Source organism: Alteromonas sp. ABM1_013, from assembly GCF_056160505.1.
Genome location: NZ_JBSWXH010000005.1, coordinates 117,395 through 143,277, shown reverse-complemented (window position 1 = coordinate 143,277; position 25,883 = coordinate 117,395). Strand labels below are relative to the sequence as shown.

General features: G+C 43.6%; 21 protein-coding genes. 12 read left to right on the top strand and 9 right to left on the bottom strand.

The window, feature by feature from the left end; all coding sequences use genetic code 11:
* The first annotated feature begins 29 nt into the window (after window positions 1–29).
* From ACXAGK_RS15380 to ACXAGK_RS15365, 4 genes are all read left to right on the top strand, one after another.
* A complete protein-coding gene (locus ACXAGK_RS15380) occupies window positions 30–767 on the top strand; it encodes a 5-oxoprolinase subunit PxpA (RefSeq protein ID WP_474856896.1) in 738 nt (245 codons plus the stop codon).
* Between the two features lie 127 nt (window positions 768–894).
* Window positions 895–1,635, top strand: a complete 741-nt coding sequence (locus ACXAGK_RS15375; protein WP_474856895.1) for a 5-oxoprolinase subunit B family protein — start codon at window positions 895–897, stop codon at window positions 1,633–1,635.
* A complete protein-coding gene (locus ACXAGK_RS15370) occupies window positions 1,632–2,579 on the top strand; it encodes a 5-oxoprolinase subunit C family protein (protein WP_474856894.1) in 948 nt (315 codons plus the stop codon). The genes ACXAGK_RS15375 and ACXAGK_RS15370 overlap by 4 nt, the downstream gene beginning before the upstream one ends.
* Complete coding sequence (locus ACXAGK_RS15365; protein ID WP_474856893.1) at window positions 2,576–3,442, top strand: D-amino acid aminotransferase; 867 nt, start codon at window positions 2,576–2,578, stop codon at window positions 3,440–3,442. The genes ACXAGK_RS15370 and ACXAGK_RS15365 overlap by 4 nt, the downstream gene beginning before the upstream one ends.
* A gap of 51 nt (window positions 3,443–3,493) precedes the next feature.
* Here ACXAGK_RS15365 and fur read toward each other — a convergent pair whose 3' ends face one another.
* Window positions 3,494–3,922, bottom strand: coding sequence for a ferric iron uptake transcriptional regulator (gene fur / locus ACXAGK_RS15360; protein WP_179983643.1), 429 nt, complete (start codon window positions 3,920–3,922; stop codon window positions 3,494–3,496).
* A 312-nt stretch (window positions 3,923–4,234) separates the two neighbouring features.
* Between fur and ACXAGK_RS15355 the strand changes: the two genes are divergently transcribed.
* A complete protein-coding gene (locus tag ACXAGK_RS15355) occupies window positions 4,235–6,241 on the top strand; it encodes a methyl-accepting chemotaxis protein (protein WP_474856892.1) in 2,007 nt (668 codons plus the stop codon).
* A gap of 147 nt (window positions 6,242–6,388) precedes the next feature.
* Here ACXAGK_RS15355 and fldA read toward each other — a convergent pair whose 3' ends face one another.
* The 5 genes from fldA to ACXAGK_RS15330 form a co-directional block, all read right to left on the bottom strand.
* Window positions 6,389–6,913, bottom strand: coding sequence for a flavodoxin FldA (fldA, locus tag ACXAGK_RS15350; RefSeq protein WP_014949739.1), 525 nt, complete (start codon window positions 6,911–6,913; stop codon window positions 6,389–6,391).
* 26 nt (window positions 6,914–6,939) lie between these two features.
* On the bottom strand, window positions 6,940–7,158 hold the full coding sequence (locus ACXAGK_RS15345; RefSeq protein WP_474856891.1) for a DUF2788 domain-containing protein: 219 nt from the start codon (window positions 7,156–7,158) through the stop codon (window positions 6,940–6,942).
* Window positions 7,159–7,282: 124 nt separating this feature from the next.
* On the bottom strand, window positions 7,283–8,062 hold the full coding sequence (locus tag ACXAGK_RS15340; RefSeq protein ID WP_474856890.1) for an alpha/beta fold hydrolase: 780 nt from the start codon (window positions 8,060–8,062) through the stop codon (window positions 7,283–7,285).
* 103 nt (window positions 8,063–8,165) lie between these two features.
* Window positions 8,166–8,564 carry an H-NS histone family protein gene (locus tag ACXAGK_RS15335; protein ID WP_474856889.1) on the bottom strand — a complete coding sequence of 133 codons (399 nt, stop codon included), beginning with the start codon at window positions 8,562–8,564 and terminating at the stop codon, window positions 8,166–8,168.
* A 122-nt stretch (window positions 8,565–8,686) separates the two neighbouring features.
* Complete coding sequence (locus tag ACXAGK_RS15330; protein ID WP_474856888.1) at window positions 8,687–10,336, bottom strand: electron transfer flavoprotein-ubiquinone oxidoreductase; 1,650 nt, start codon at window positions 10,334–10,336, stop codon at window positions 8,687–8,689.
* Between the two features lie 370 nt (window positions 10,337–10,706).
* On the opposite strand from ACXAGK_RS15330, the gene ACXAGK_RS15325 reads away from it, so the two are divergent.
* Both ACXAGK_RS15325 and ACXAGK_RS15320 read left to right on the top strand, forming a co-directional pair.
* Window positions 10,707–11,459, top strand: a complete 753-nt coding sequence (locus ACXAGK_RS15325) for an electron transfer flavoprotein subunit beta/FixA family protein (protein WP_039216447.1) — start codon at window positions 10,707–10,709, stop codon at window positions 11,457–11,459.
* Window positions 11,456–12,382 (top strand): electron transfer flavoprotein subunit alpha/FixB family protein, encoded by a 927-nt coding sequence (locus tag ACXAGK_RS15320; RefSeq protein ID WP_474856887.1) that lies wholly within the window; start codon window positions 11,456–11,458, stop codon window positions 12,380–12,382. The genes ACXAGK_RS15325 and ACXAGK_RS15320 overlap by 4 nt, the downstream gene beginning before the upstream one ends.
* A 104-nt stretch (window positions 12,383–12,486) precedes the next feature.
* On the opposite strand, the gene ACXAGK_RS15315 is transcribed toward ACXAGK_RS15320, so the two are convergent.
* Window positions 12,487–12,795, bottom strand: coding sequence for an isoamylase early set domain-containing protein (locus ACXAGK_RS15315; RefSeq protein ID WP_474856886.1), 309 nt, complete (start codon window positions 12,793–12,795; stop codon window positions 12,487–12,489).
* A 381-nt stretch (window positions 12,796–13,176) separates the two neighbouring features.
* On the opposite strand from ACXAGK_RS15315, the gene ACXAGK_RS15310 reads away from it, so the two are divergent.
* The 4 genes from ACXAGK_RS15310 to ACXAGK_RS15295 all read left to right on the top strand — a co-directional run bounded on the left by ACXAGK_RS15310 (window position 13,177) and on the right by ACXAGK_RS15295 (window position 20,264).
* Window positions 13,177–14,409 (top strand): efflux RND transporter periplasmic adaptor subunit, encoded by a 1,233-nt coding sequence (locus ACXAGK_RS15310; RefSeq protein WP_474806398.1) that lies wholly within the window; start codon window positions 13,177–13,179, stop codon window positions 14,407–14,409.
* Window positions 14,409–17,543: an efflux RND transporter permease subunit gene (locus ACXAGK_RS15305; protein WP_474856885.1), complete on the top strand. Its 3,135-nt coding sequence runs from the start codon at window positions 14,409–14,411 to the stop codon at window positions 17,541–17,543. The genes ACXAGK_RS15310 and ACXAGK_RS15305 overlap by 1 nt, the downstream gene beginning before the upstream one ends.
* 48 nt (window positions 17,544–17,591) lie before the next feature.
* Window positions 17,592–19,754, top strand: coding sequence for a prolyl oligopeptidase family serine peptidase (locus ACXAGK_RS15300; RefSeq protein ID WP_474856884.1), 2,163 nt, complete (start codon window positions 17,592–17,594; stop codon window positions 19,752–19,754).
* 153 nt (window positions 19,755–19,907) lie between these two features.
* Entirely contained in the window at window positions 19,908–20,264 is a 357-nt protein-coding gene (locus ACXAGK_RS15295) for a hypothetical protein (RefSeq protein ID WP_474856883.1), read from the top strand.
* A 90-nt stretch (window positions 20,265–20,354) separates the two neighbouring features.
* Here ACXAGK_RS15295 and ACXAGK_RS15290 read toward each other — a convergent pair whose 3' ends face one another.
* Both ACXAGK_RS15290 and ACXAGK_RS15285 read right to left on the bottom strand, forming a co-directional pair.
* Window positions 20,355–22,649, bottom strand: coding sequence for a TonB-dependent receptor (locus tag ACXAGK_RS15290; protein ID WP_474856882.1), 2,295 nt, complete (start codon window positions 22,647–22,649; stop codon window positions 20,355–20,357).
* Between the two features lie 260 nt (window positions 22,650–22,909).
* Window positions 22,910–23,899: a GlxA family transcriptional regulator gene (locus tag ACXAGK_RS15285; RefSeq protein WP_474856881.1), complete on the bottom strand. Its 990-nt coding sequence runs from the start codon at window positions 23,897–23,899 to the stop codon at window positions 22,910–22,912.
* A 142-nt stretch (window positions 23,900–24,041) separates the two neighbouring features.
* Here ACXAGK_RS15285 and ACXAGK_RS15280 point away from each other — a divergent pair, with 142 nt between their 5' ends.
* Window positions 24,042–25,844, top strand: coding sequence for an acyl-CoA dehydrogenase (locus tag ACXAGK_RS15280; protein WP_474856880.1), 1,803 nt, complete (start codon window positions 24,042–24,044; stop codon window positions 25,842–25,844).
* Window positions 25,845–25,883: the final 39 nt, after the last annotated feature.

Below are 25,883 nucleotides of genomic sequence, written 5' to 3'. Positions count from 1 at the left end.
ACTGGAATGAAGGTAAGAGCTAAACCATTATGAAGTTAAATTGCGATTTAGGTGAAAGTTTTGGCGCGTGGTTAATGCCAGTGGAAGCGGCCATAATGGCAGAAATCGATCAGGCGAACATTGCGTGCGGTTTTCACGCTGGCGATCCATTAGTCATGAAGCAGGCTATTTTGTTAGCCAAAAAGCATGATGTAGCCATTGGTGCCCATCCGGCTTATCCCGATCTACAAGGCTTTGGCCGCAGAAGTATGGCGATTGCCGCTGACGAACTTAAGGCTATGATTCAATATCAGGTCAGTGCCTTAAGCGGTATGGCGAAGATTTGTGGTGCTAAAGTCAGCTATGTGAAGCCCCATGGTGCCTTGTACAACGACATGATGAAAGATACTGCTATCATGCGAACAGTAATGCAAAGCATAAGTGAAATAAACGAACAGTCTTCACACGCCCCCCTAGCGTTAATGGTGCAGGCTAGGTCGCAAAATGCGGCGCTTAAAGAAGCAGCGCAAAATTGGGGTCTGCCTTTGTATTTTGAAGCGTTTTCTGACAGACGGTATACCGATGAAGGCTTACTGCAATCTCGAACTATAGAAGGTGCCGTGTTGAACGAAAGCGACGCTCTGCTTCAAGCTAAACAGCTTATTTCATCGGGAACGGTAACTACGTCATCGGGAAATACACTTGCAGTAGAAGCTGACTCTTTATGTGTACATGGCGATACTAAAGGGGCGGTAAGTATTGCGAGTAAAATCAGAACATTTCTATAAACCTGCCATATAAAAAACACAATTTAAAAGAACAATACACAAGGCTATTAACCTTTGTTGTGCCGAGCGTCGAATACATAATGCACATCACAACTCGTTATGGCTATTAAGACAGCAAGGACAGTAGATGCAAGCTTTCGGTCGTATTAAACGAATAGTTACAGCAAGTGCAGACGCCATCATCTTGTATTTTGACGGCGCAAATTTGGATGACGCGAATAATGCCTGCCACAACATGCTGGCAGCTATCGATAGTAACAAGAGTAAAAATTCGTGGTGTTGGTTACGCGAATGCGTGCCTTCTTACGACAGTTTGTTAATCGTTTTTGATATGGCATTAATTGACAGCCACGGTGTATACCGTGCCTTGAGCAATTTAGACGCTGAAGGCATAAATCAGCAAACCGAATCAATACAATTTAACAGAAACGAAAGTAGCGCAGTGATTGAAATCCCTGTGTGGTATGGCGCGCCAAATGCCAGTGATTTGAGTGTAGTGAGTAAGAAAACGTCGCTGTCGATTGAAGAAGTTATCGAATTGCACACTAGCACAACTTATAAAGTATACGCAGTGGGATTCTCTCCAGGCTTCGCCTATATGGGGGATATTCCAGAAGCGCTCAGCTGTGCGCGGCTTGGTACACCGCGTAAACGCGTTCCCAAAGGCGCGGTCGCAATCGCTGACAGGCAAACTGCCGTTTACCCCAGTGAATCACCGGGGGGATGGAATTTATTGGGGCTTACGGCATTCGACATGCTTTTACATAGCGATGAGCACAGTGAGTCGCGGTTAAAAGCGGGTGACGCTGTTAAATTTGTTTCGGTTACTGAACAGGAATACAAAGCAGGATTGCAGGTTAAACTATGAAAATTGAAGTGCTCAGTAAAGGGTTATTTAGCCTTATTATTGATAGCGGAAGAGTAGGGCGACAACGAGATGGTTTTTGTGAATCAGGCCCTATGGACGGCAATGCCTATGACTGGGCTAATTTTCTCGCCTTCAACCTTGATGGTACGCCCTGCATAGAGGCCATTGGCGAAATGCGATTGCAGGTTGATGAAGATTGCATAGTTGCCGTTACTGGTAGGGAGCCGACCCTTAATATAGATGGCAGTCTTAGAGAGCCTTATCATAGCCATAAGGCAACCGCAGGGTCTGTAATCACATTTTCAAGTGGGTTACTTGGGAGCAAAGCTTATTTAGCCATAGGCGGAAACTGGCAAGTACCAAAAGCCGTAGGGAGTGCTTGTACAGTAGTGCGTGAGCAGCTAGGTGGGTTAGATGGTCAAGGCAGCGCCTTAAAAGACGGCGATTTAATCGAGGTTTTAGCTAACACCAGAAACCAAGACAAGGCTAAAATGCGCAGGCTTCCACACCAGCACATTGATGAGTATGGCTTCATAGAGTCTATTCGTGTGATCCCTGGTTATCAATTTTCAAGCTTTAGCAAAGTTGCGTTACGCACGTTTGAAACAAGCAGCTATACGGTTTCATCAGCTATCGATCGCATGGGCTTTAGGTTGACCGGCGAATCAGTTACCGCCGATATAGAAAACATGCGCTCAGAGGCAATTCATTTAGGGGCCATTCAAGTGCCTGGTGACGGCCAGCCAATTGTGATGATGCGCGACAGGCAAACACTGGGAGGCTACCCTAAACTCGGCTGTGTAAGCCCCTGTGATATAAGTCGCTTGGCCCAAGCTGTACCAGGTGAAAAAGTGAATTTCGTATTTCAAAACGAAGAAGAAGCAAGGGCGGATTGGCTACTAATGACAAGTAGGCGTCGTCGATTACAAGGAGAAATATTGTGACAATTGCGTTTTTAAATGGTGAGTATATGCCTCTTTCTGAGGCGAAGATTTCTCCGATGGACAGAGGCTTCCTTTTTGGCGACGGTATTTATGAAGTTATTCCAACCTATTCAGGCAAAGCTGTAGGATTTAAAGGGCACACGTCTCGCATGTCGCAAGGCCTTAAAGCTATCGAAATCGCTAACCCATATACGGTAGAAGAATGGCAAACCATTTTGTCCAGTTTGGTTGAGAAAAACAAAGGGTTTATTGAAAGTGGAAACATAGGTGTTTATTTCCAGGTAAGTCGGGGTGCAGATACAAAACGACTTCATGCATACCCAAAGAACATCGAGCCAACGGTGTTTGGGTTCGCCTTTGAAATAGCGCCACCTCAGCCTAAAGCCAAGGCTGATGCTAAGCCTTTCAAAGTTGCGCTTCAGCAGGATAAAAGGTGGCAACGCTGCCATATCAAATCTACTTCCTTGTTAGGCAATGTCATGCATTATCAAGCGGGTGTTGACGCAGGTGTTAATGAAACTATTTTGTACAACGGCGAAGGTATGATAACTGAGGCAAGCTCATGTAACGTCTTTATGGTGAAAAATGGGTGTATTTTTACGCCTCCATTAAACCATGAACTGCTTCCCGGTATTACGCGTGCCATTGCCATTGAGGCATTCAAACAAGCAGGGCTGGTGGTAACGGAAACCTGGTTCAGTAAGGATGATTTGCTAGAAGCTGATGAAGTGTGGTTAACATCGTCAAGCAAAGAAGTTGCCCCGGTAGTCGAAGTAGAGGGCAAGCAGATAGGTTCCGGAGAAGTGGGCAATGTATGGGAAAAGGCAATCAACGCCTACCATGCATACAAATTCAAAGCCTAATAAATTGAAAAAGCCCGCTCAAGCGGGCTTCTTACTAATTAATATTGCAACTTATTCAGGAGCGTTGTCGCAGTTACCGTCTGTACATTCGCCATAGAGGTAAAGGCTGTGATGGGTAAGCTTCATTTTATGCTGCTTAGCAATCATCTCTTGGCGTTCTTCGATAATTTCATCTTCAAATTCGATCACTTTGCCACACTTAAGGCATACAAGGTGGTCGTGGTGATCTTTATGACTGATTTCAAATACTGACTTTCCACCTTCAAAGTGGTGGCGGTTAAGAATACCTGCATCATCAAATTGGTTTAATACGCGGTAAACGGTCGCAAGACCTATCTCTTCACCCTGTTCAATTAGGATCTTATAGACGTCTTCAGCGCTGATATGTTGGTTTTCTGGCTCTTGCAGAATTTGTAAAATTTTAAGGCGAGGCAGAGTGACTTTTAGCCCTGCTTTTTTCAATTCTTTATTTTGATCCATTACAGCCTACTAAGAACGAGTGAATAAGTATTTGGTGGTTATTATAGGTAAGTTGAAACAATTTAAAAGTAAAACCGTGGAAACTTTGTCTTCTCGCCGAAAATTTGCCCAAGGCGCTAATTGCAAAAAATATTGTACTTAAGTGTGGGCTTTGCAACATGTGGCCTGACCAGAATGTAAGTGCTCGATTTATCTAGTAAATAAGTAAAATAAATAGAATTCCTGATGCATTGATTTAACATCCTGTTAAACTAAACTTAAAGAGTTGCATTCATTTGGTAGTTTTTTGCACGTATTTAAGTGGAAGTGTTCATGCGGTTAACAATTATAAATAAAATCACTTTAGGCTTCGGCTTATTTGGCTGCTTGCTATTGCTTACAAGTATTCTTTCCTATTTCGGTTTAACTAGCATTAAAGACTCTGCACAAGACGTTGTAGAGCAAAAAATGCCAGTACAGACCAGTATGGTAAAAGTAAAAACTGAAATATTGTCTTTATCGGTAATAACGGCCAATGGTTATCACGTAGAAAGTAGAGACGAGCTCGATGCTAATAAGCAAACATTTGATTCGCTGTCATCAACCTTTTCTAACGATTTGTCGCGACTGAAATCTCTCATGCCAGAAAACTCGATAGCTAAAAATGCTGTTGAAGTAAGTTCGAGCTATGTGAGCGACAGTAATGAAATGTACATTGCAATTGATGAAAGAATGAATATTGAAAAAGCGCTTGCTACGCAGCTTGAAAAAGTACTTATGGCGGCAGACGAAGCAAGCGCATTGATGCTCGACCTTTCTTATTTGGAAAGTAATGACCCTAGTCTAGATACGCTTATTGGCGCTGGCACCGCCATTGATAATAAGTTGCTTACCATGAACGACTCTTTCATTGAGTTAGCTGAATCTATCGATGAAATCCAAAGTGCAAATATCATTGAAGACCTTGAATACCAGCTAAGCAATTTACAGGTAGATAAGGATTATGTGAACCGTTTGGCTACAAGCGTGGATGATGGGGGCACAATAGAGGCGTTTAATGAACAATATGATTTATTAATAGACGCCGTAAACGGTTCAAACGGGCTAATAGCGTTGCAACGACAAAAACTTGCTGAAGTAGATAAAGCGGCGCAAGCACAAAAACAAGCAAAGCAAGCATTAGAAACCGCGCTTACTGATATAAATACTCTGTTTGATACCGTTCAAGCGCAATCCCTCGAAGGGCAAAACGCTATACTCGAATCGGTACAGGAAAATTTAGTTCGCAATACTGTTGTTGCAGTTTTAGGACTTACGGCTGCCATTTTTTTAGCGGTAATAGTAACGCGCAGCATTTCAAAGCCACTTAAGCATATAAACAAAGGGCTAAACCAGTTAAGCCATGGGGATTTAAGTACCAAATTACCCGAAGAGGGCAACGATGAGTTTTCTGCTCTTTCTGCAAAAGTTAACAGCTTGACCGATAGCCTGCGAGAACTGGTGGGTAATATCTTAGATCAGGAAAAGCGCTTAATTGAAATCACAAAGGAAAGTGTTGAGCTTGGTAACAAGAGCTTGTCTGAAGTGGACAAACAGCGAGAGCAGGTAACTGTTACCTCCACCAACACTAAGAATGTTCAAGACAAAAGTCGTAGTAATCTTGCGCAAATCAATGAAGCGATGGAGGCATTACGTACTATCACAAGACAAAGTACTGACATTGGGCTGCTGGTTCAAAGAAGTAGTGAGCAAGTTAGCAATCAAGCCGATCAGGCTGAGTCTTCAGCCCAGGTTATTGCGCGCTTAGATGACAACTCTAGAAGTATTGGTAGTATTTTGGACGTTATCAAAACCATCGCAGAGCAAACTAATTTGTTAGCGCTAAACGCCGCTATTGAGGCTGCTCGGGCAGGCGAGCAGGGAAGGGGGTTTGCAGTAGTTGCCGATGAAGTGCGAACATTAGCCAACCGTACGCACGATTCCACGGAAGAAATCGAGCAAATGATTGGCAACTTACAAAAAGATGCAGCGCAGGCTGTAAAAGCTATTAATGCAGGTCGAGAGCAAGCGCAAGCAGGGGTAGAAATAACCCAACAGGTTTCTCAACAAGTAGAAAGCATTAGAGAAATTATTGAGCGTCTGAGCGACATTAACGAACATATTGTTGAAGATACAGAGCAGCAAGATGTGTTGCTCGGTGATGTGGCCACAAGTTTAAACCGCATTGTAGCGCTGGCAGATTCAAGTGCACAAAGCACAAGGCAGTCGAACGAATCGACAATGATGCTAGATGCGCAAACAGAGAGCTTAAGGAAGGCCGTAGAGCGGTTTCAGCTTTAGTTAGTTCAATCGGCTAAGCTAATAATTCAACGAGTACTTCTATATAACAAAAAACCGCTCTATTAGAGCGGTTTTTTTCAATTGCTAACTAGTTTGTATTTACTTTATAGCTTCTTGATAGCCAATTTATGGCTGACTCAGCTATGTCTACGCCAATTCTGCCAAGCAAAGCTCGTCATGAATTTGCTTACACCAGGCTTTAACGCGAGAGTCTGTTAGCTCTGGTTGACGGTCTTCGTCAATACCAAGACCCACAAAGTGATTGTCGTCTGCCATGCCTTTAGATGCTTCAAAGTCATAGCCTTCCGTAGACCATTGACCTACTAAAATAGCGCCTTTGGCTTCTACGATGTCGCGTACCATGCCCATCGCGTCTAGGAAGTATTCCGCATAGTCTTCCTGGTCGCCACAACCAAAAATAGCAACTAGCTTGTCGTTAAAGTCTATCTGCTCTAATTCAGGAAAGAAGTCATCCCAGTCACACTGTGCTTCACCGTAGTACCACGTAGGGATACCGAAGATAAGCAAATCAAACTCAGCGATGTCTTCTTTACTGCTCTTGGCAATATCTTTTACATCAATTAGCTGTTTACCCAATTCCTTCTGGATCATTTTCGCAACATGTTCGGTGTTACCCGTGTCACTTCCGAAAAATAGGCCAACGCTTGCCATATCTAACCTCTATTAATCGTTACTAATTAAACGCCTGTGCTTAGCCAAAACCATTCAATAATGCCTTTCGCAAGAAATCCCAATGCGCCTAAACCTAGCACACCGTACGTGACCACTTTTCCAATAAGAGGAACATCGTTCTTACGTAATACATCGTGTACAGCAAAACCCATCAGTCCAAAAAGAATAGACAAGCCGCCATACAGCATTATGGACTCAATGAGTTCGTAATTTTCTGCAAGCATAGTGTTGTTACTTAAAAATTTCTGGCGCAACTATATCACAGTATAAACGCCTGTAAGAGCCTAAAACGTTCAAAAATATGTAATAATAGTCATTCTCATCCTGTTGAATGAGAAATATTCCACTTTATGACGATTTGTTGAGCGTTCTCTTTACAATTCCGTTAAATGCAGCTGGCTTTTCAGCGTGTAACCAATGCCCCGTACCTTCAATAATATGCGCTTTCGCATTTGGAAAGTAGCGAGCTATCGCATCGCGATAGGCCGGTGTAATGTAGTCGGACTCGCTGCCCTTAATAAATAAGGTTACGCCATCGAACGTTTGATTTGTTTGTTCCCAATCAATAATGTGCGAGTAACTTTTGATTAGTCCGTTCACATTGAAGCGCCACTTCCATGCTCCGTTTTCATCTTGATACAGGCTTTTTAACAGAAACTGTCTGACGCCCATTTCTTTAACGTGGGCAGCCATTTGTTTTTCAGCGTCCTTTCTACTTTCAATGGTATCCAAAGAAACAGAATTCAACCCATCAAATACAGCTTGGTGGCTGTGGTCATAACTTACTGGGGCAATATCAGCTACGATTAAATGTGTGATATTTTCGCTGTGATTTAAGGCCAGCTTCATTGCAACCTTTCCGCCAAGGGAATGGCCCAATACAGCGCTTTTTTCAATATTTAAAGATTGCATGATGTCGTAAATTGCAACTGCGGCAGCTGATATAGAAAAACTATCAGTCCACGGAGACTCACCGTGATCCGGAAGGTCTACACTTATAATATTAAAAGCTGATTCAAAGTGCCGTTTAACAACGGCTAAATTATCCGCATTGCCAAAAAGACCATGGATTAAAATTAACCATGGTGATGAAGAATCTCGCTTAGAAAGTTTATAATTTAACTTCACGACTTATTTACCCATGAATAATTGTCTGATAGACATAGTTTGAGTCTTAAAAACAAAATAAGGCCTGTAAAAACAGACCTTATTAGCAGGTTGAATAGTAATATTAATTAATAGCGTAATCGTTGAGTGATTTGCCGCTATCTAGAGCATCTTTATAAACGCGAGGCATACGACCAATGCCTGTCCACAAATGCTCTTCGCCATCGTCATCGACAAGTTTGTATTTAACAGGGCGCTTCTTACCTACGTTTTTATTTGTGCCGGTATCCAAAGCTTGTAAATCTTCTACGTTAAGCCCAGCTTCTTCCATTTGTTGTTTAATAGCAGCCAGTTTTTCTAACTTTTCTTTTTTTAGTTGTTCTTGCTCTAGTAATTTTTCTTTTCTTTTTTCTATTATACCGTTAAGTTTTTCCTGAACTTGTTCAAGTTCTTCTACGCTTAATTCCTTAACAGCACCTTGTAAACGTCTTCCATGGGTTAAAATATCTAAAAATTCGCTCATTAATTAACCTTAATACGTTGTACTAAATTCTCATAAGATAATAATTAAAAGTAGCACAAAAAAAAAGCGAGCTAGGCTCGCTTTTAAAAAATATCAGTTAAATAACCAAATAATGCTTTAAATTACATATTTGGGTAATTCGGACCTCCAGCACCCTCTGGTACAACCCACTTAATATTCTGACTAGGGTCTTTGATGTCGCAAGTTTTACAGTGAACACAGTTTTGCGCATTAATTTGGAAGCGTTTTTCACCTTCTTCTTCAATAACCTCATATACGCCAGCAGGGCAATAGCGTTGTGCAGGTTCTGCGAATTTAGGTAAATTGACCTGTAAAGGAATAGACGGGTCTTTTAATTTTAAATGACACGGCTGGTCTTCTTCGTGGTTTGTATTAGATAAAAACACGGAAGATAACTTATCAAAGCTGAGTACACCGTCCGGCTTCGGATATGAAATTTCTGTAGCATCTTTAGCTTCTTTAAGCTGCGCGTAATCTTTGTGTTCGTCTTTCATAGTGAAGAACAAATTACCGTTAAAGAAATTTTGTTCTACCGTATTGAAAGCACCGCCCCAGAAATTACCTAGCTTATGAATAGCCGGGCCGAAGTTACGAGAACGGAATAACTCATCATACAACCAAGACGATTTAAACTTATCTGTAAAGCTCGTTAGCTCTTTTACTGGCGCTTCTGCATTTTCTGAAATCGCTTCAAAAATGCTTTCAGCGGCTAACATACCTGACTTCATTGCTGTATGGTTGCCCTTGATTTTGGCGAAATTTAGGGTACCTGCTTCACAACCTACCAGTAAGCCACCTGGGAAAGTCATCTTAGGTAAAGAGTTAAACCCACCTTTGGCAATTGCACGCGCGCCATAAGATACACGTTTACCGCCTTCAAGGTACTGCTTAAAAACAGGGTGGTGTTTTAAGCGTTGAAATTCGTCAAACGGGCTCAGATAAGGGTTGTCGTAGTTAAGGTCAACAATTAAGCCTACAAACACCTGATTATCTTCGGCGTGATACAGATAGCTGCCGCCTGTGGCGTCATCCAGTGGCCAGCCTGCGCTATGAACCACTAGGCCTGGCTGGTGTTTCGCTGGATCTATATCCCAAATCTCTTTAAAGCCAATAGCGTAATGCTGAGGTGAGCTGTCTTCATCTAGTTTGAAGTGAGAAATGAGCTCTTTGCCTAAATGGCCACGACAGCCTTCTGCAAACACGGTGTATTTAGCACGAAGCTCCATTCCCGGCATGTAACCGTCTTTTGGCTCGCCGTCTTCACCAATACCCATGTCGCCGGTAAGCACGCCGCCAACGCTACCGTCTTCGTTATAAATAACTTCAGAAGCTGCAAAGCCGGGGAATACCTCAACGCCTAGCTGTTCGGCTTGTTCTGCTAGCCAACGGCTAACGTTCCCCATAGATACGATATAGTTACCGTCATTGTGCATAGTTTTGGGCGTAATGCCGTTTGGTAACTTCTTCGCTGACGTTTCATTATTAAGCAAATAGATGTGGTCTTCGGTTACCGGCGTGTTAAGTGGCGCACCTTTTTCTTTCCAATCGGGAAATAGTTCGTTTAGCGAACGGGGCTCAAATACCGCGCCTGAGAGAATATGTGCACCTACCTCGGAGCCCTTTTCGACCACACAAACCATAAGTTCTTGGTCTTTTTCATTTGCAAGCTGCATCAGCTTACAAGCAGTTGATAATCCAGCTGGGCCGGCACCGACGATGACTACGTCAAACTCCATCGATTCTCGTTCCACGGGAGGCTCCTTATGTTTGTATTTTTATAGTGCACTATTGATGAAACAAATAATGCTTTGTGTCAAAAACATGTAAATTAATTGTCGTTTTGCAAGGTAATGCAGGTTGACGTTTACGTCAACAGTAAGTACATTGCAAAGCAGTTTACGTTAACGTTAACTGGCAGCGCATTATACCTGCTCGTAAACGTGGTGTTAACGTCGTTTTAAGGCTAGCCTTTAAAGAACGTACGTTCCACAGTTTCTTTTTTAACGTATAAGCATTGTTAAAGTTTCAAAAAGCGTGGTGATGTAATACGTTTTTAATTATTAATAGTTAATTATTAATGAAACGTAATTAGCACTGACGAACTCAACAATTGAGGTAAATATGAAAATACTCGTACCGGTCAAACGCGCGATCGACTACAACGTTAAGGTAAGAGTGAAGGCTGATGAATCAGGCGTAGATCTTACAAACGCGAAAATGGCGATTAATCCTTTTTGCGAAATTGCTGTTGAAGAAGCCGTTCGATTAAAAGAAAAAGGCGTGGCCACTGAAATCGTTGTTGTTTCAATTGGTGACAAAAGCTGCCAAGAACAAATACGTACAGCACTAGCCCTAGGCGCTGATCGTGGTATCCAAATTGATACCGACCAAAATCTTGATTCACTTCAAGTGGCAAAGCTTTTAGCGAAAGTGGTTGAAGAAGAACAACCTCAACTTGTTATTCTTGGAAAGCAGAGCATTGACTCTGACAACAACCAAACTGGTCAAATGCTGGCAGCGCTAACAGGTATGCCTCAAGGTACCTTCGCATCAGAGGTGGTTGTAGATGGCGAGAAGGTGAATGTAACACGTGAAATTGACGGTGGCCTTCAAACGGTTGCACTTTCGCTTCCAGCTGTTGTAACGACAGATCTTCGTTTGAACGAACCGCGTTATGCATCGCTTCCAAATATTATGAAAGCAAAGCGTAAACCGTTAGATGTTAAAGCTGCGGCAGATTTTGGTGTTGCGCTAGAATCAAACGTTAAGGTACTGAAAGTTACGCCTCCGCCTCAGCGTGAGGGTGGTATTAAAGTAGCAGACGTTGCTGAATTGGTAGACAAGTTAAAGAATGAAGCAAAGGTGATCTCATGAGCGTACTCGTATATGCAGAACACGACAATGCAAGCTTAAAGACGGAAACGCATAAGCTTGTTAACGCCGCACAAAAGATGGGTGGCGATATCCATGTATTAGTAGCGGGTGAAGGTTGCCAAGCAGTTGCTGAAGCTGCATCGCAAATCGACGGCGTTACAAAAGTGCTTGTTGCTGATAATGCTGCTTATAAAAATCAGCTTGCAGAAAATACGGCTGACCTAGTGGTAGAGCTTGCAGGCGACTACAGCCACATTGTTGCTGCCGCGACCACAACAGGCAAAAACTTTATGCCTCGTGTAGCTGCACTGCTAGACGTAGCGCAAATTTCAGACATCATTGGTGTAGAGAGCGAAGATACCTTTGTTCGTCCAATTTATGCAGGCAACGCGATTGCTACCGTTCAATCATCTGATGCAAAAAAGGTGATTACGGTTCGTGCCGCATCGTTTGATGCAGCTGCAACAGGTGGTAGTGCTGAAGTAACCACAATTGATGTGGTTAAAGGCAGTGAGAAGTCTGATTTCGTTTCAGCAGAGCTTACCGAATCTGAGCGTCCTGAACTTACTGCTGCAGAAGTCGTTATTTCAGGTGGCCGCGGTATGCAAAATGGTGATAACTTCAAGCTTCTTGAAGGTATTGCTGACAAACTTGGTGCTGCTATTGGTGCATCGCGTGCAGCGGTAGATGCTGGCTTTGTTCCAAATGACATGCAGGTTGGCCAAACAGGTAAAATTGTTGCGCCTCAACTTTATATTGCAGTCGGCATCTCGGGCGCTATTCAGCACCTTGCAGGTATGAAAGACTCTAAAGTTATTGTTGCTATCAACAAAGACGAAGAAGCGCCAATTTTCCAAGTTGCTGACTATGGTTTAGTGGGCGACTTGTTTGAAGTACTTCCAGAGCTAGAAGGCTCTCTTTAATTGGAGTCTTGAAGCTAGATAAGACAAAGGCTGCAGTTTTGCAGCCTTTTTTTACTGTACATATGTTGCGCCAAGCAAAATTTGCATGATATTGGGTTAACAACTCAAACACGCACAACCGAATTATCTTCGATGCTAACAGGTGAAGGGATATAAGCGTCGGCTTCCCAGTCGTTTTCCCATTTTTCGCCATCGATAAGGTAACGAAACTGGTATTCGTTATCCTTTTCCAAATCCACGGTTAATGTGAAATCACCGCTTTTAAGCTTTTTCATCGTCAGTGGCTGTGTTTTCCAATCAGTGAAATCTCCACATAGTGCAGCTTCTTTAGCATCTTTTGCTGCTTCCGCATTCAGTCGAAATGTCACTTTGCACAGAGGTTTTGATTTAAGGTATTGTTTCTTAAGACTCATAATGTGTTTTCCCTTCAACGTAGCGAAATCATTCCCGAGGCTATTTCCTATTAAAGACTTAGCTTAACCAACAGCCGTCGGTTAACTCATAATCAATGAGTGCTTAAATAATCAACGAAAACCTGATAATTATCAATCTTACTTTGTATTCTTTTAAGAATTTTCTATATTAGGGCTTCAGATTTTTGCGTGTATATTAAAAACGATAAACAGACACAAAATTTAACAATCTTAACTGAGCATACAAAACGCAAAATCAGTACACTAGTGTTGAAACAATAATAATAGAATTTAGTGGGTAATCAGGTGGTAAGTGATTAGCGCAGTAATTTACTGTTTAAACTTCACTAACTCGGATGCCTTCTCTTCCAGGGATAGTAAATGAAAAACTCCATGTTAATGAAAAGTGGTCTTCCATTAGTCATCGTGCTAGTCGCCTTTATCGCCGCGACGGTTATGATCAAGTCACGCAAGCCGCCAGAGCAGGTGCCCGTGGAAATCCCCGCTTTTCTTGTTGATGCTAAGGAAGTAACAGCAGAACCCGTAAATTTTGTTGTTAAATCTCAAGGCAATGTGGTGCCACAAAATAAAACATCGTTAAGTGCACAGGTCAGTGGTCAGGTTATAAGCCTGTCGAAAGTTTTTGTTGCTGGTGGAACTTTTAAAAAAGGCGATGTACTTGCCACGTTAGAACAAGATGATTACCGCACAGACCTCAAACTAGCTGAAGCTGAATTAGCACAGGCGCAAGCGGCACTTCAAGAAGAAATAGCTCGCGGTAAAGTGGCCGAGCAAGAATGGCGTTCGGTAAGCAGCGTAGCGCCGCCCGAGTTAGGCTTAAGAAAGCCTCAACTAGCGAAAGAACAGGCCAACGTAAAAGCGGCAGAAGCTAAATTAGAGCGCGCTAAACGCAACCTAGCAAGAACCCAAATTACTGCGCCGTACAATGGAATTGTGGTTGAAAGAAATATAGACCTTGGTCAGTTTGTGGCGATGGGTTCTGTACTTGGCACTATTTACTCTACCGATACCGCTGAAGTTAGGTTACCTATTACTGACAGCGATTTGATGTTTATTAATATTGCGGGGCAGTCAAGCGATGGTGCGCCAGTATCCTTAACAGCCTCGGTTGGCGGTGTGAAAACTACGTGGGAAGGTTCGCTGGTGCGTTCAGAGGGCATCTTGGATACAGGTAGCAGAGTAGTGTACGCCATTGTCGAAGTGAAAGACCCTTATAACTTGAAGTCTTCACACAAAGCCCCACTGCGTTTTGGGCAATTTGTTGAAGCAGAAATTACCTCACGTCAAGACGAAGAACTTTTAGTATTACCTCGCAGCATTTTGCGTTTAGACAACACCGTGCTGACGGTGAACGACAATCGCGAAATTGAAATTAAACCCGTCGAAGTAGCCCGTACTACAGCAAAAGATGTGTTTATTCGCTCAGGTATTGCAGAAGGAAGTTTGGTTGTAACCAGTGCCGTGCCTAACCCTTACGACGGCATGAAAGTACGCCTGCCAGGTGACGAGCCGGTACTTGCTGACACAGCGGAAGCAGACACTACCGATAGCGCAGACATCGTGGAAAGCGAATCATCGGAAGGTGACAACTAATGAGTCGCATCGATACCCACAAAGGCTTAATTGCTTGGTTTGCGCGTAATAATGTTGCGGCAAACTTATTAATGATCTTGCTTATCGTTGGCGGGCTGTTCAGTGCGTTCAGTATACAAAAGCAGGTGTTCCCAAGCTTTGAAATAGATGTTATCAGCGTCCGCGTACCTTATTTAGGTGCTGCACCTCAGGAAGTAGAAGAAGGTGTGCTTCTTAAAATTGAAGAGGCCATAAAAGATTTAGAAGGCATCAAACAGCTAAACTCAACGGCCGTAGAAGGCATGGGTACGGTAAGTATTCAAGTTGAGGAAGACTACGATGTTCAGTCTCTACTTGATGAAGTAAAGGTTCAAGTTGATGCCATTCCAAGTTTTCCTGCGGATACTGAAAAGCCCGTTATTTATCGTCAAAAAATTCAACAGGATGTGATATGGCTATCGGTTTACGGTGATGCTTCTGAAAGAGAACTCAAGGAGTTTGCTAAAGACTTACGCGATGACATCGCTAACTTGCCGGGTATATCAAGTGTTCAGGTTGTAGGTGCAAGAGATTATGAAATTTCTGTAGAACTTTCTGAAGTTGATTTGCAAAAGTATAACCTGACGTTTGCTGATGTAGTGGCGCGTTTAAGCCAAACCAGTGTTGACTTACCAGGTGGTTCAATCCGCACCGAAAATGGTGACATACTGCTAAGAACAAAAGGGCAGGCTTATACCGGTTGGGACTTCTCCCAGATAGTATTAGTTACGAATTCAAACGGTACCCGCGTTACGCTGGGTGATGTTGCCTATATCAACGATGGCTTTATTGAAAACAATCAATACGCGCTGTTTGATGATAAACCAGCGGTTAGCTTGCGCGTGCAGGCTGTAGGCGATCAAAATGCCCTAGAGATCTCTGAGCAGGTTAATAATTACGTTGACAGTAAAAAGTCTGAGTTTCCTGCGCATATTACTGCGGATACGTGGGGCGATAGCTCATTCTATCTGGCTGACCGACTTAACATGATGCTTGAGAACATGTTCTTCGGTGCGCTGCTGGTATTTTTAGTTCTTTCTTTGTTTTTGAAAATTAAGCTCGCATTCTGGGTTATTGTTGGCTTGCCAGTCTGCTTCCTTGGCACCTTGCTTGTAATGCCGTTAGATATGGTTGGCGTTTCCATCAACATGCTGAGCCTGTTCGCATTCATTCTTGTACTAGGGATTGTGGTAGATGACGCAATTATCATGGGTGAATCGGCTTACTCTGAAATAGATAAAAAAGGGCACAGTGCTGATAACGTTATTGCGGGCGTTAAAAAAGTTGCTATGCCGGCAACTTTTGGTGTCTTAACCACCATTGCCGCTTTTTCACCCATGCTTATGGTATCTGGGCCGTTCGGCATAATTTGGAAAACCATCGGTATGGTGGTTATTGTTTGTCTTATTTTCTCGCTTATTGAATCGAAGTTAATCCTGCCGGCGCACTTAGTGCACATGAAGCTTAAGCCTTATGATCCGGAAAAAGCCAACGCGTTCCAAAAGTTCCGAGACTTCTTCAGTGAAGGAATAAAGACATTTATTAATAATAAGTACGCGCCGTTTTTAGCAAAAGCAATACGCAATCGCTATACAACAGTGGCCGTATTTTTGGCGATGCTGATCCTTACCGTGGGGCTATTCGGTGGTGGCATCGTGCGCTTTGTATTCTTCCCGAATATTCCAAGTGACTTCATGATGGCCAGCTTTGAATTAGAGCCCGGTTCGTCATTAGAGCAGCGAGACAAGGTACTCACTACACTTCGCGAAGCTATGCACCGCATGGATGACAAGGTCGCAGAAGAGTCGGGCGAAAATGTCATTAAGCACGCGATTGCTTTTGACAATGGTAACTTAGGTGGTGAAATATTTGCTGAGCTTACGAAAGGTGAAACCCGCACGCTTACAGACTTTGAGATTCAGGATATGTGGCGTCAAGAGGTCCCTGAAATCCCTGGCGTGAAGTCATTTAATATTAGCTCTCCGGGCGGTCCTGGCGGCGGTGCTGACCTTAGCTTTGAATTTAGCTCCAGCGATATTAAAGCATTGCGCGCTATTAGTGACGATATAAAAGAAGCTTTAGATAAGTACGAGGGCGTTACCGATATCAATGATACTTTCTCTGGCGGTAGCGAAGAAATTCAGCTAGCGCTGAAACCTCAGGCCGATGCGTTAGGCATTTCGCTTCGCGATTTAGGTCAGCAAGTTCGCTTTGGTTTTTACGGTGCAGAAGTGCAGCGTATTCAGCGCGACGATGAAGAAATAAAAGTTATGGTGCGCTACCCGAAAGCGGAACGTAGCTCTATAGAGCACCTTGAAAATATGCGTATTCGTGCGCCAAGTGGTCAAGAGATCCCGTTCGAGCAGGTGGCTACATTCACCGTAGGGCAAGGGTTCGATTCAATCATTCGTGTAGATGGAAAACGTTCAGTCACCGTAACGGGTGTCGTGGATAAAGCATTGCTTGACCCATCAGAAGTGACTAACGATGTCATTGAAAACTTGATGCCAGACTTACTGGCGCGCTACCCAAATGTTGAGTTTCAGCTTCAAGGAAATTCAAAGGAGCAGGCTGATGCTATGTTTAGTTTAATGCAGGGGCTCTTGTTTGCGTTATTTGCTATTTATGCCTTACTCGCTATACCGCTTAAATCTTACAGCCAACCCTTAATTATCATGTCGGTGATCCCTTTTGGTATTGTGGGCGCCATAGTCGGTCATTTGGTATTGGGCATGGCGGTAAGCGTTTTGTCTGTCTGCGGCATCATCGCTTTGTCGGGTGTTGTGGTGAACGATAGCTTGATTATGGTTGACTTTGTGAATCGCGCGCGTAAAGAAGGCATGTCGCTTATGGATGCGGCTATTAGCGCTGGTACGCAGCGTTTTAGAGCTATCATCTTGACGTCACTAACAACCTTTATGGGTCTTATGCCGATAGTATTTGAACGCAGCCTACAGGCTCAGGTTGTTATTCCAATGGCGGTTTCTCTGGCTTTCGGTATTTTATTTGCCACAGTGATCACCTTGCTACTTGTTCCTGCACTGTACTTAATTTTAAACGACATTAAAAATGTGTTTAAAGGTCGAAAACACGCAGAACTTACGACAGAAAGCTAAATAGATAATGCCGGGTAACACCGGCATTTTTCTTTTAAGGAATAAAACATGAAGAAAAAGCTAATATACGCTGCGGTGGTTGCAGCATCTGCAGGCTTAACTTTTGCCTGCACAAGTTCAAATACCGCCGATACTAAATTGGTTGAAAATAAAACCCAAAGCCTTGCTATGCCGAAAGTTCATGGCTATCCATCAACCAAAACCGTTGCGCAACAAGATAACTATCACGGCACTATGGTAAGCGACCCCTATCGTTGGTTAGAAGACGAAAAGAGCGAAGAAGTTAAAGCTTGGGTCGATTCGCAAAACACTTTGGCTCGTCCTTATCTAGCGAATTTACCCTCTAGAGAGCTTTATAAAGAGCGTTTAACCGCGCTGTGGGATTATGAAAAGTATTCGACACCTTATATGGTGAACGGCAAGTTGTTTTATTCTTATAACGACGGCCTACAAAATCAGTATGTACTTTATATGGCCGACGGCGTGAACGGTGAACCTGAAGTACTTATTGATCCGAATACGTTGAGTGACGACGGCACCGTGTCAATGGCGTCGACTGAACTCAGCCCTAAAGCGTCTTATCTTGCCTATATGCTGTCAGACGGCGGCACCGACTGGAAGACCATCCACGTTCGTAACACCAACAGTAAAACAGACTTAACCGATACCATTGAGGGCATTAAGTTTTCAAATATTGCATGGCTTCCCGATGAAAGTGGTTTTTTCTATTCTCGTTATCCAAAAAATGAGGCGGGTAAATACGATGATAGCCAAACTGTATCTATCTATTTTCACGCGATAGGTACAGAACAAAGTGCAGATAAAAAGGTCTTTGCATTTGAAAATAAACCCACTTGGAACCCGTACCCATCAGTTGTGCAAGACGGAAATACTTTGCTTATATCCGTTTTCGAGGGGTACCAGGCTAACGGTGTCTACGCTAAATCTCTTGAAAAAGAAAACAGTGAGCTTGTTGCCGTTTTCGACCAATGGGATGGGCGATACGATCTAATTGGCGAACACAAAGATGCGCTATTTTTTAAGTCTACTGCAGGCGCGCCAACAGGTAAGGTTATTAAGGTTGATTTCGATGGTGGCGTTAAAGCAACGGAAACCGTAATTGAAAGTACACCTGATACCTTGTCCAGCGTGTCACTTTTAGGTGAAAAGCTTTTTGCTCAGTATCTAAAAGACGTTAAAGGGCAGGTGAGTGTATTTGATTTAAGCGGCAAAAAAGTCGATGAGATTGCGTTTTCCGATATCGGGAGCGTGAGCGGTTTCTATGGCGGTAAAAATGCAGGTACCACTTTTTATAAACTTACTGGGTTTACTAACCCGGGTCAGGTCTATGCCTATGATGTTGAAAGCGGTGAGTCATCACTATTTAAAACTATCGACACGGGTATTAACTACGACGACTATGAAACCAAGCAGGTGTTTTATACCAGTAAAGACGGCACTAAAGTTCCCATGTTTATTGTGCACAAGAAAGGCTTGAAGCTAGACGGAAACAACAAAACCCTATTGTACGGTTATGGTGGTTTTAATATCTCACTGCTTCCACGGTATTCAGTGTCACGCATGGTTTGGGTAGAGCAGGGCAATGTACTGGCCATAGCTAACTTACGTGGTGGTGGTGAGTATGGGCAACAATGGCACAAGGCTGGGACTAAGTTAGATAAGCAAAACGTATTTGATGACTTTATCGCAGCGGGCGAGTATTTGGTTGAAAGTGGCTACACCACGCCTGATAAAATGGGTATTCAAGGTGGCTCGAATGGCGGTTTGCTTGTTGGTGCGACCTTAACACAGCGTCCGGATCTCTTCTCTGCAGCCTTACCTGCAGTTGGCGTGTTAGATATGCTTCGCTATCACACACCTAGTGCAAATGCGCGAGCATGGTCCTCTGATTACGGGTTAAGTGAAAACAAAGACGAATTTGAAGCGCTTTATGCTTATTCGCCACTTCACAACACCAAGCCGGGCACGTGCTACCCGGCTACATTAGTCACTACAGGTGATCACGACGACAGAGTAGTACCGTGGCATAGCTATAAGTTCGCGGCGCAATTACAGGCAGATCAAGGATGTGATAACCCAGTACTTCTTCGTGTAGAAACCCGTGCGGGTCACGGCGCAGGCACGCCAACGTGGATGAGAATTGAGGGGTATGCAGACCAGTGGGCGTTTTTAGAATCGGCGCTTAATTAACTTCTCATTATTTCGAAAGAAAACAAGCCGCTGTAAAAAGCGGCTTTTTTGTTTGCATTTTAAACAAATGACCATATACTGTATAAATATCAGTATGGTTTATTTTGAGTCTTATTCGGTTGGGCTACTTCGAACAACCTTTAGGAGAAAATTATGCAAACAGGCATTAAAGCGGTTGATCAACTTATTTCAAAACACGGCATTATGGCTGATTTAGGTGCAGACACGTTTCAACGCCGTACTCGCCTAACCGGTGGCGATGAGCGCGCAAACGCACTGCCTTTTTGTATGTATCAAAAAGTGGCACACGCTCCTTTATCAAAGCAATTTACCGTGCACCATTTTTATATGCCCGCAAATAAAGGGAAGTTAGCGAGCTTTTTGTTTGATGAAAAAGGGCAATTGATAGAGCAAGTCTACTATCAAAAAGTCGCTCGCTGGGTGCAGGTGTGTAGAAAACTACAGCAGTTAGTGCAGGCGCCGACCTCAGACGTTCACATGGCGGCATAAAAGACATAAAAAAAGCGGTGCCGTTTTTCAACGTCACCGCTTTTGATAAATAATGTAGCTACTGTAAATAAAGTAGCTACTTATCTTGGTTTAGTAGTAAGTGTACTTAAACTCAACACCCCAAACGCGTGGCTCGTTTACGATACCTGTTAGGTTGTTAAAGTCGATTGCACCCTTAACATTGTCTTCATCAGTAATGTTACGACCAAATAGCGCTACAGTGTAGTTGTGCGCGAAGTTTTCGTAACCAATGCGTAGACCGCCTTCAAAATTGTCGTCAGTAGTGAACTCAACCGCTTCGTATAGGAAGATGTTGGTTTCACCTTGGAACGCCCAATCAGTAAATACGAAGAATTCGCCATCATCACCCATAGGGATGGTGTAGCGTGCTGTGAAGTTAAAGATAGACTCTGGTGCCTGAGGGAATGGGTTGCCGTCGATAGAGGCAACAAAACCGTCTGGACGAGGGTCTGTTACTGTACAGTTACCGGTAAATCCATCAGCAGCACTTGTCCCACACGGTGAAACAGTCAGAGAATCATCTTTGATTTCAGTGTGGTTGTAGCTGTAGCCTGCTGTAAACGTAAGCTCATCAGTCGCTAGCCATTGCGCGTCTACTTCAAAACCGTACGCTTCACCTTTGTCTGCGTTTACAAGGGCAGTAAAGTTGTTGCCACCACCAATAGCTGAGAACTGCATGTCATCAACGGTATAGTAGAATGCAGCAGCGTTTAGACGCAATGAATCATCAAATAAGTCAGACTTAATACCAAGTTCAAATGAGTTGATCGTTTCTGCATCTGCAACTGAAGGCGAGCCTTCGAATGCAACGTCGCGGCCTTGAATTGTTTGAGCACGGAAGCCATTAGCGTAGCGAGCAAAAACAGACATATCATCAGTAACGCGATAGTTTGCACTTAATTCAAAGCTAGTTTGACCGTCATCTACGTCAATATCGTCATAGTCTTGAACTTGAGCTGCGCCAATTACTAGAGCAAAACCGTCAACGTTTTGGTCGCCGACTACTAAACTTTTAGAGTCGTGGGTGTAACGAATACCTCCCGTAACGTTTAGTTTTTCGTTAACTTGATAAGACGTCTGACCGAATACTGCCCACGTTTGGTTTTCGTGGAATACGGTTGTTGCACCAAAGAACCCGTCGATGCTGGTAACGTTAAATGATGCGTCATAGTAGAACGCACCTAGCTGCCAGTTCAAAGCATCGCGCGTGTTGCTAGCAAATCTGAATTCTTGGGTGTATTGCTCTAGGTCATTTAGGTTATCTTGCGTTACCGCAGAGAAAGGAATAAAGCCTGGGCCTGTTTCTTCAGCAACACCGTCGAAATTAGTATCGATGAAGTAGCCACCATCAACGTCGCCTAAGCTTGAACCCTCAGCAGTCTCAATCGCTGAGATTGACGTGAAGGTAACCTCATCCATGTCGTACTCTAGTTTAAGTGAAGCACCAAAACCGTCGTATTCTTGTGGGTTGTTATCAATACCATCGCCTTCTAGATCACCATCGTAGTATACGGTTTCGCGGTCGTAGTTTTCGTTAAGCTCGTTGCTGCCTTTAGTAAATACGTTCGCGCGGAAAATAGACGCTGTGCCTTCAAGCTCGCGGCCGTGTACGTTTAGTAGGGCAGAGAAGTCAGCTGATGGCTCCCAAAGAAGCTGTAGACGGTAGGCTTTTTCGTCGTAGCCACCGATTGCATCGTTTTCACCTGTGAAGGCATTATCAATGTAGTCATCGCGTTCTTGTGATAGCAATGATAAACGCGCAGAAAGCTCGTCAGTAAGACCACCGCTAATTGCGCCTTCAAAATTCATAGTACCGTAAGAGCCAAAGCCAGCTTTCGCGTAACCTTCAACATCTTGTGTAGGCTTTACGGTATCAAATTTAATGATACCTGCTGTGGTGTTTCGACCGAAAAGAGTACCTTGTGGACCACGAAGTACTTCAACTTGCTGAACGTCGAAAAGCGGGAAGCTTTTAAGTACCACGTTTTCCATTACCACTTCGTCCATGATAATAGAAACAGGTTGTGATGCAGCAAGGTCGAAGTCGGTGTTACCTAGACCACGAATATAAAAACGCGGTGCAACACGACCATTTGATGACTCAGCATAAAGACCCGGTACGCGAACCGCTAAAGCAAGAATATCTTCACCGCCTGAGAAAAGGCTTTCGAATTTTTCACCGCTTAATGTCGCAACAGAAATAGGTACTTCCTGTATTGATTGAGTACGCTTTTGCGCAGTTACGGTAATCTGTTCAAGTGAGGCTTCTTTTTTTTCTGTCGATGCGGCCTCTTGTGCAAGAACTGAAGAGCTGAACGCAGCACTAACGGCTAACGCTAGCGTGGCGATTTTGTGTGTTCTCATGTTTCCACCAAGATGATTTATAAATTATACTTTTGTAGTGTTTTTAGCACAAAAATTAACAATCTATGCTTGGCGTTGCATTTTACACAAACTTTTAAATAAAAACTTCATATTTGTGCAAAAAAAGGTGTGAGTTAGTCGAAAGTGCACAATATTAGGTACTGCTAATGTGGCCTGAAAAGTGTGATGCACGGTCTTAGAGCAATCATTAGGGAAAATGACATTTTTTGGTGCTTGTTTGCAAAGCGATTTAGGCGTCCTCACGCGCGCTTGAACTTTGTTCGATATTGAGAAGGCGACAGCCCCGTATTCTTTTTAAACAACCGAGTGAAAGAACTCAGGTCTTCATAGCCTACCGAATTGATCAATTGCTCTAGCGGCATGCTGGATGTCTCGAGTAGTTTCCTTGCATGTTCAATTCGCAGCGATTGTAAATACTGGCCGGGCGTGGTGTCGCAAGCACTTTTGAAACGTCGTATCAATGTACGTTCTGTCATATTGTGCCGCAATGCTAGATCATGAAGCGTACATTTGCTTTGTAAGTTTCGTTCCAAAAAAGATTGGACCGCTTTAATAACTTTGTCGTTGTGGAATCGTCGTTGACGACTACTTGCATACACTGTTTGGCTGGTTCTGGACACATCCAACACATGAGACTTTGCAGTATCGCTGGCAATTTGGTGACCACAGTAACGCTCTATTAAGAGGATCGACAGGTCAATCCATGCCATACCGCCGCCCGCGCAATAGACGGAGTCGTCCTCTGTCACCATTTTTTCTGGCTGCAGGTTTACGCTCGGAAACATGGTTTCGAATTTATCGGCGTAACCCCAGTGAGTCGTAGCGGTTTTATCGTTAAGTAAACCCGTCTGCGCTAATAAAAAGTTACCGGTGCAATTAGCTGCTATATCCGCTCCCATTTTTTGAAGGCGTTTTATATGAACCAGCAGCGGCTGTGTATCATTCAGTACCTCATCAATATCACCACCGATAGTTGGAATAAGCAAAACATCGGTGTGAGATACATCTTCAATAGCAATATTCGGCTGCAGCACAACTTGATTAGAGCAGAGAATAGACTGCCCATGATGACTCGCCAGTTGAACTTTAAATTGTGGTGCAGTGGGCAAATTGTGAATTCGCTGCCAACTAATACCAGCAAACGCAAATACATCAAGTGCACCTGTAATGGCAGATGCCAAGGCTTGATCGAAACCGAGAACGGTAACAGTGAATTTAGCGCTATTCATAAAAATAATTAAATTTATAAAACAAAATAAAATACAGTGATTGTTGGCGGTATTGGCCATTATTGTGTCATAAATGACAATAATGGCATGATAACGAATATGACACAATGCGTTAACAATTATTCGTAGGGGACAGAACAACATGGCCGACCAACTTATTCCACGCCGTGAAATGCAATTTCAGCTGTACGAGGTATTGAACACAGCAGTACTGTGCGAAAAGCCACGTTTTGAAGAACACAATGTTGAAACCTTTAACGCCGTTATAGATATGGCAGAAAAGATGGCAGAAGAGCTGTTTCTTCCTCATAACGCAGTAGCTGACAAAAATGAGCCTACGTTTGATGGCACCAAAGTATCTATGATCGACGAAGTAAAAGTCGCTTTCGATACCTACAGAGAGTCGGGCTTTATTGCGGGTCATTTCGACTTTGAAGATGGTGGCATGCAGCTTCCCGTCACCGTAATGAATGCCTGTGCGGGCTACTTTTTAGCGGCAAATCCGTCGTCTACCGCTTATCCCTTTTTAACAGCGGCTGCTGCCAACGTTATAAAGCATTTTGCCTCAGACGATATCAAAAGCGCTTTTCTATCAAAAATGCTAGCAGGTGACTTCACTGGAACAATGGCGCTTACAGAGCCTCATGCGGGTTCGTCCCTTGCCGATATTCGCACCTCTGCGAAGCCTCAGGACGACGGTACGTACCGCATAAAAGGTAGTAAAATCTATATCTCAGGCGGTGAACATGAGCTTTCCGATAATATTGTTCATTTGGTACTAGCAAAAATTCCTGGCGGTCCGGCTGGTGTTAAAGGCATTTCACTATTTGCCGTACCTAAGTACCGACTTGATGCTGACGGTAACCCAGATGTACGCAATGATGTAACTCTTGCCGGCCTTATTCATAAAATGGGCTATAGAGGTACCACTTCAACTGCATTGACCTTTGGTGAAAATGGCGATTGCCACGGCTACCTAATCGGAGAAGCCCATCAAGGTTTGCGCTATATGTTCATGATGATGAACGAAGCGCGCATTGGTGTGGGCTACGGTGCGGCAATGATTGGGTATCGCGGTTATCGCTATTCACTAGAATATGCTAAAGACCGTACACAAGGGCGCGCCGCCCCGAATTTAGCTCCTGAAGACGATCCAACCCCTATTATTAATCATGGTGATGTCCGTCGTATGCTCTTGGCGCAAAAGGCTTACTGCGAAGGCGGTATGTCCCTTTGCTTATACGGCAGCATGTTAATTGATGAAATGGAAACCGAAGCAGACAGTGAAAAACGTACCGAACTTTCTCAGCTTCTCGATCTATTAACCCCTGTGTTTAAGGCGTGGCCATCAGAGTTTGGCCCTAAAGCTAACGACTTAGCTATTCAAATTTTAGGTGGTGCTGGCTACACCCGCGAATACCCGGTAGAACAGTGCTGGCGCGATAACCGCCTAAACCCAATTCACGAGGGTACTAACGGCATTCAGGCGTTAGACCTGCTAGGAAGAAAGCTGTGGCAGCACGACGGTAAAGGTTTGCAAGTGCTACTTTCTCGTGTCACGCGCGATTTGAAGCGAGCAGAAACCCCAAGAGCACAGGCGCTGGCAGCAAAATTAAAACCTTACTTGGACCAGCTTGGCGCACTTATACAACAAGCTGCTGCAGATTTGCGTTCTGACAAACAGTCTGTGTTGTTAACCAATGCTAGCTGCTTCTTAAATATCTTTTCAAGCTGTGTAGTGAGCTGGATTTGGCTGCGCCAAGCTAACGTTGCCGAGCAAGCGTTAAGCAAGGGTGCTGGCGAACAGGATGTTGACTTCTACGAAGGAAAGCTTGCCGCAGCAGAGTATTTTTTAAATTGGGAACTACCGCTAGTAAGTCGCGATATAGAAGTACTGACGTCACGAGAAGCATCTTGCAACAACGTTAAGGCAAGCTATTTCTAAATTTATATCATTACTATGTGCGCAATTGGCATTGGAGAA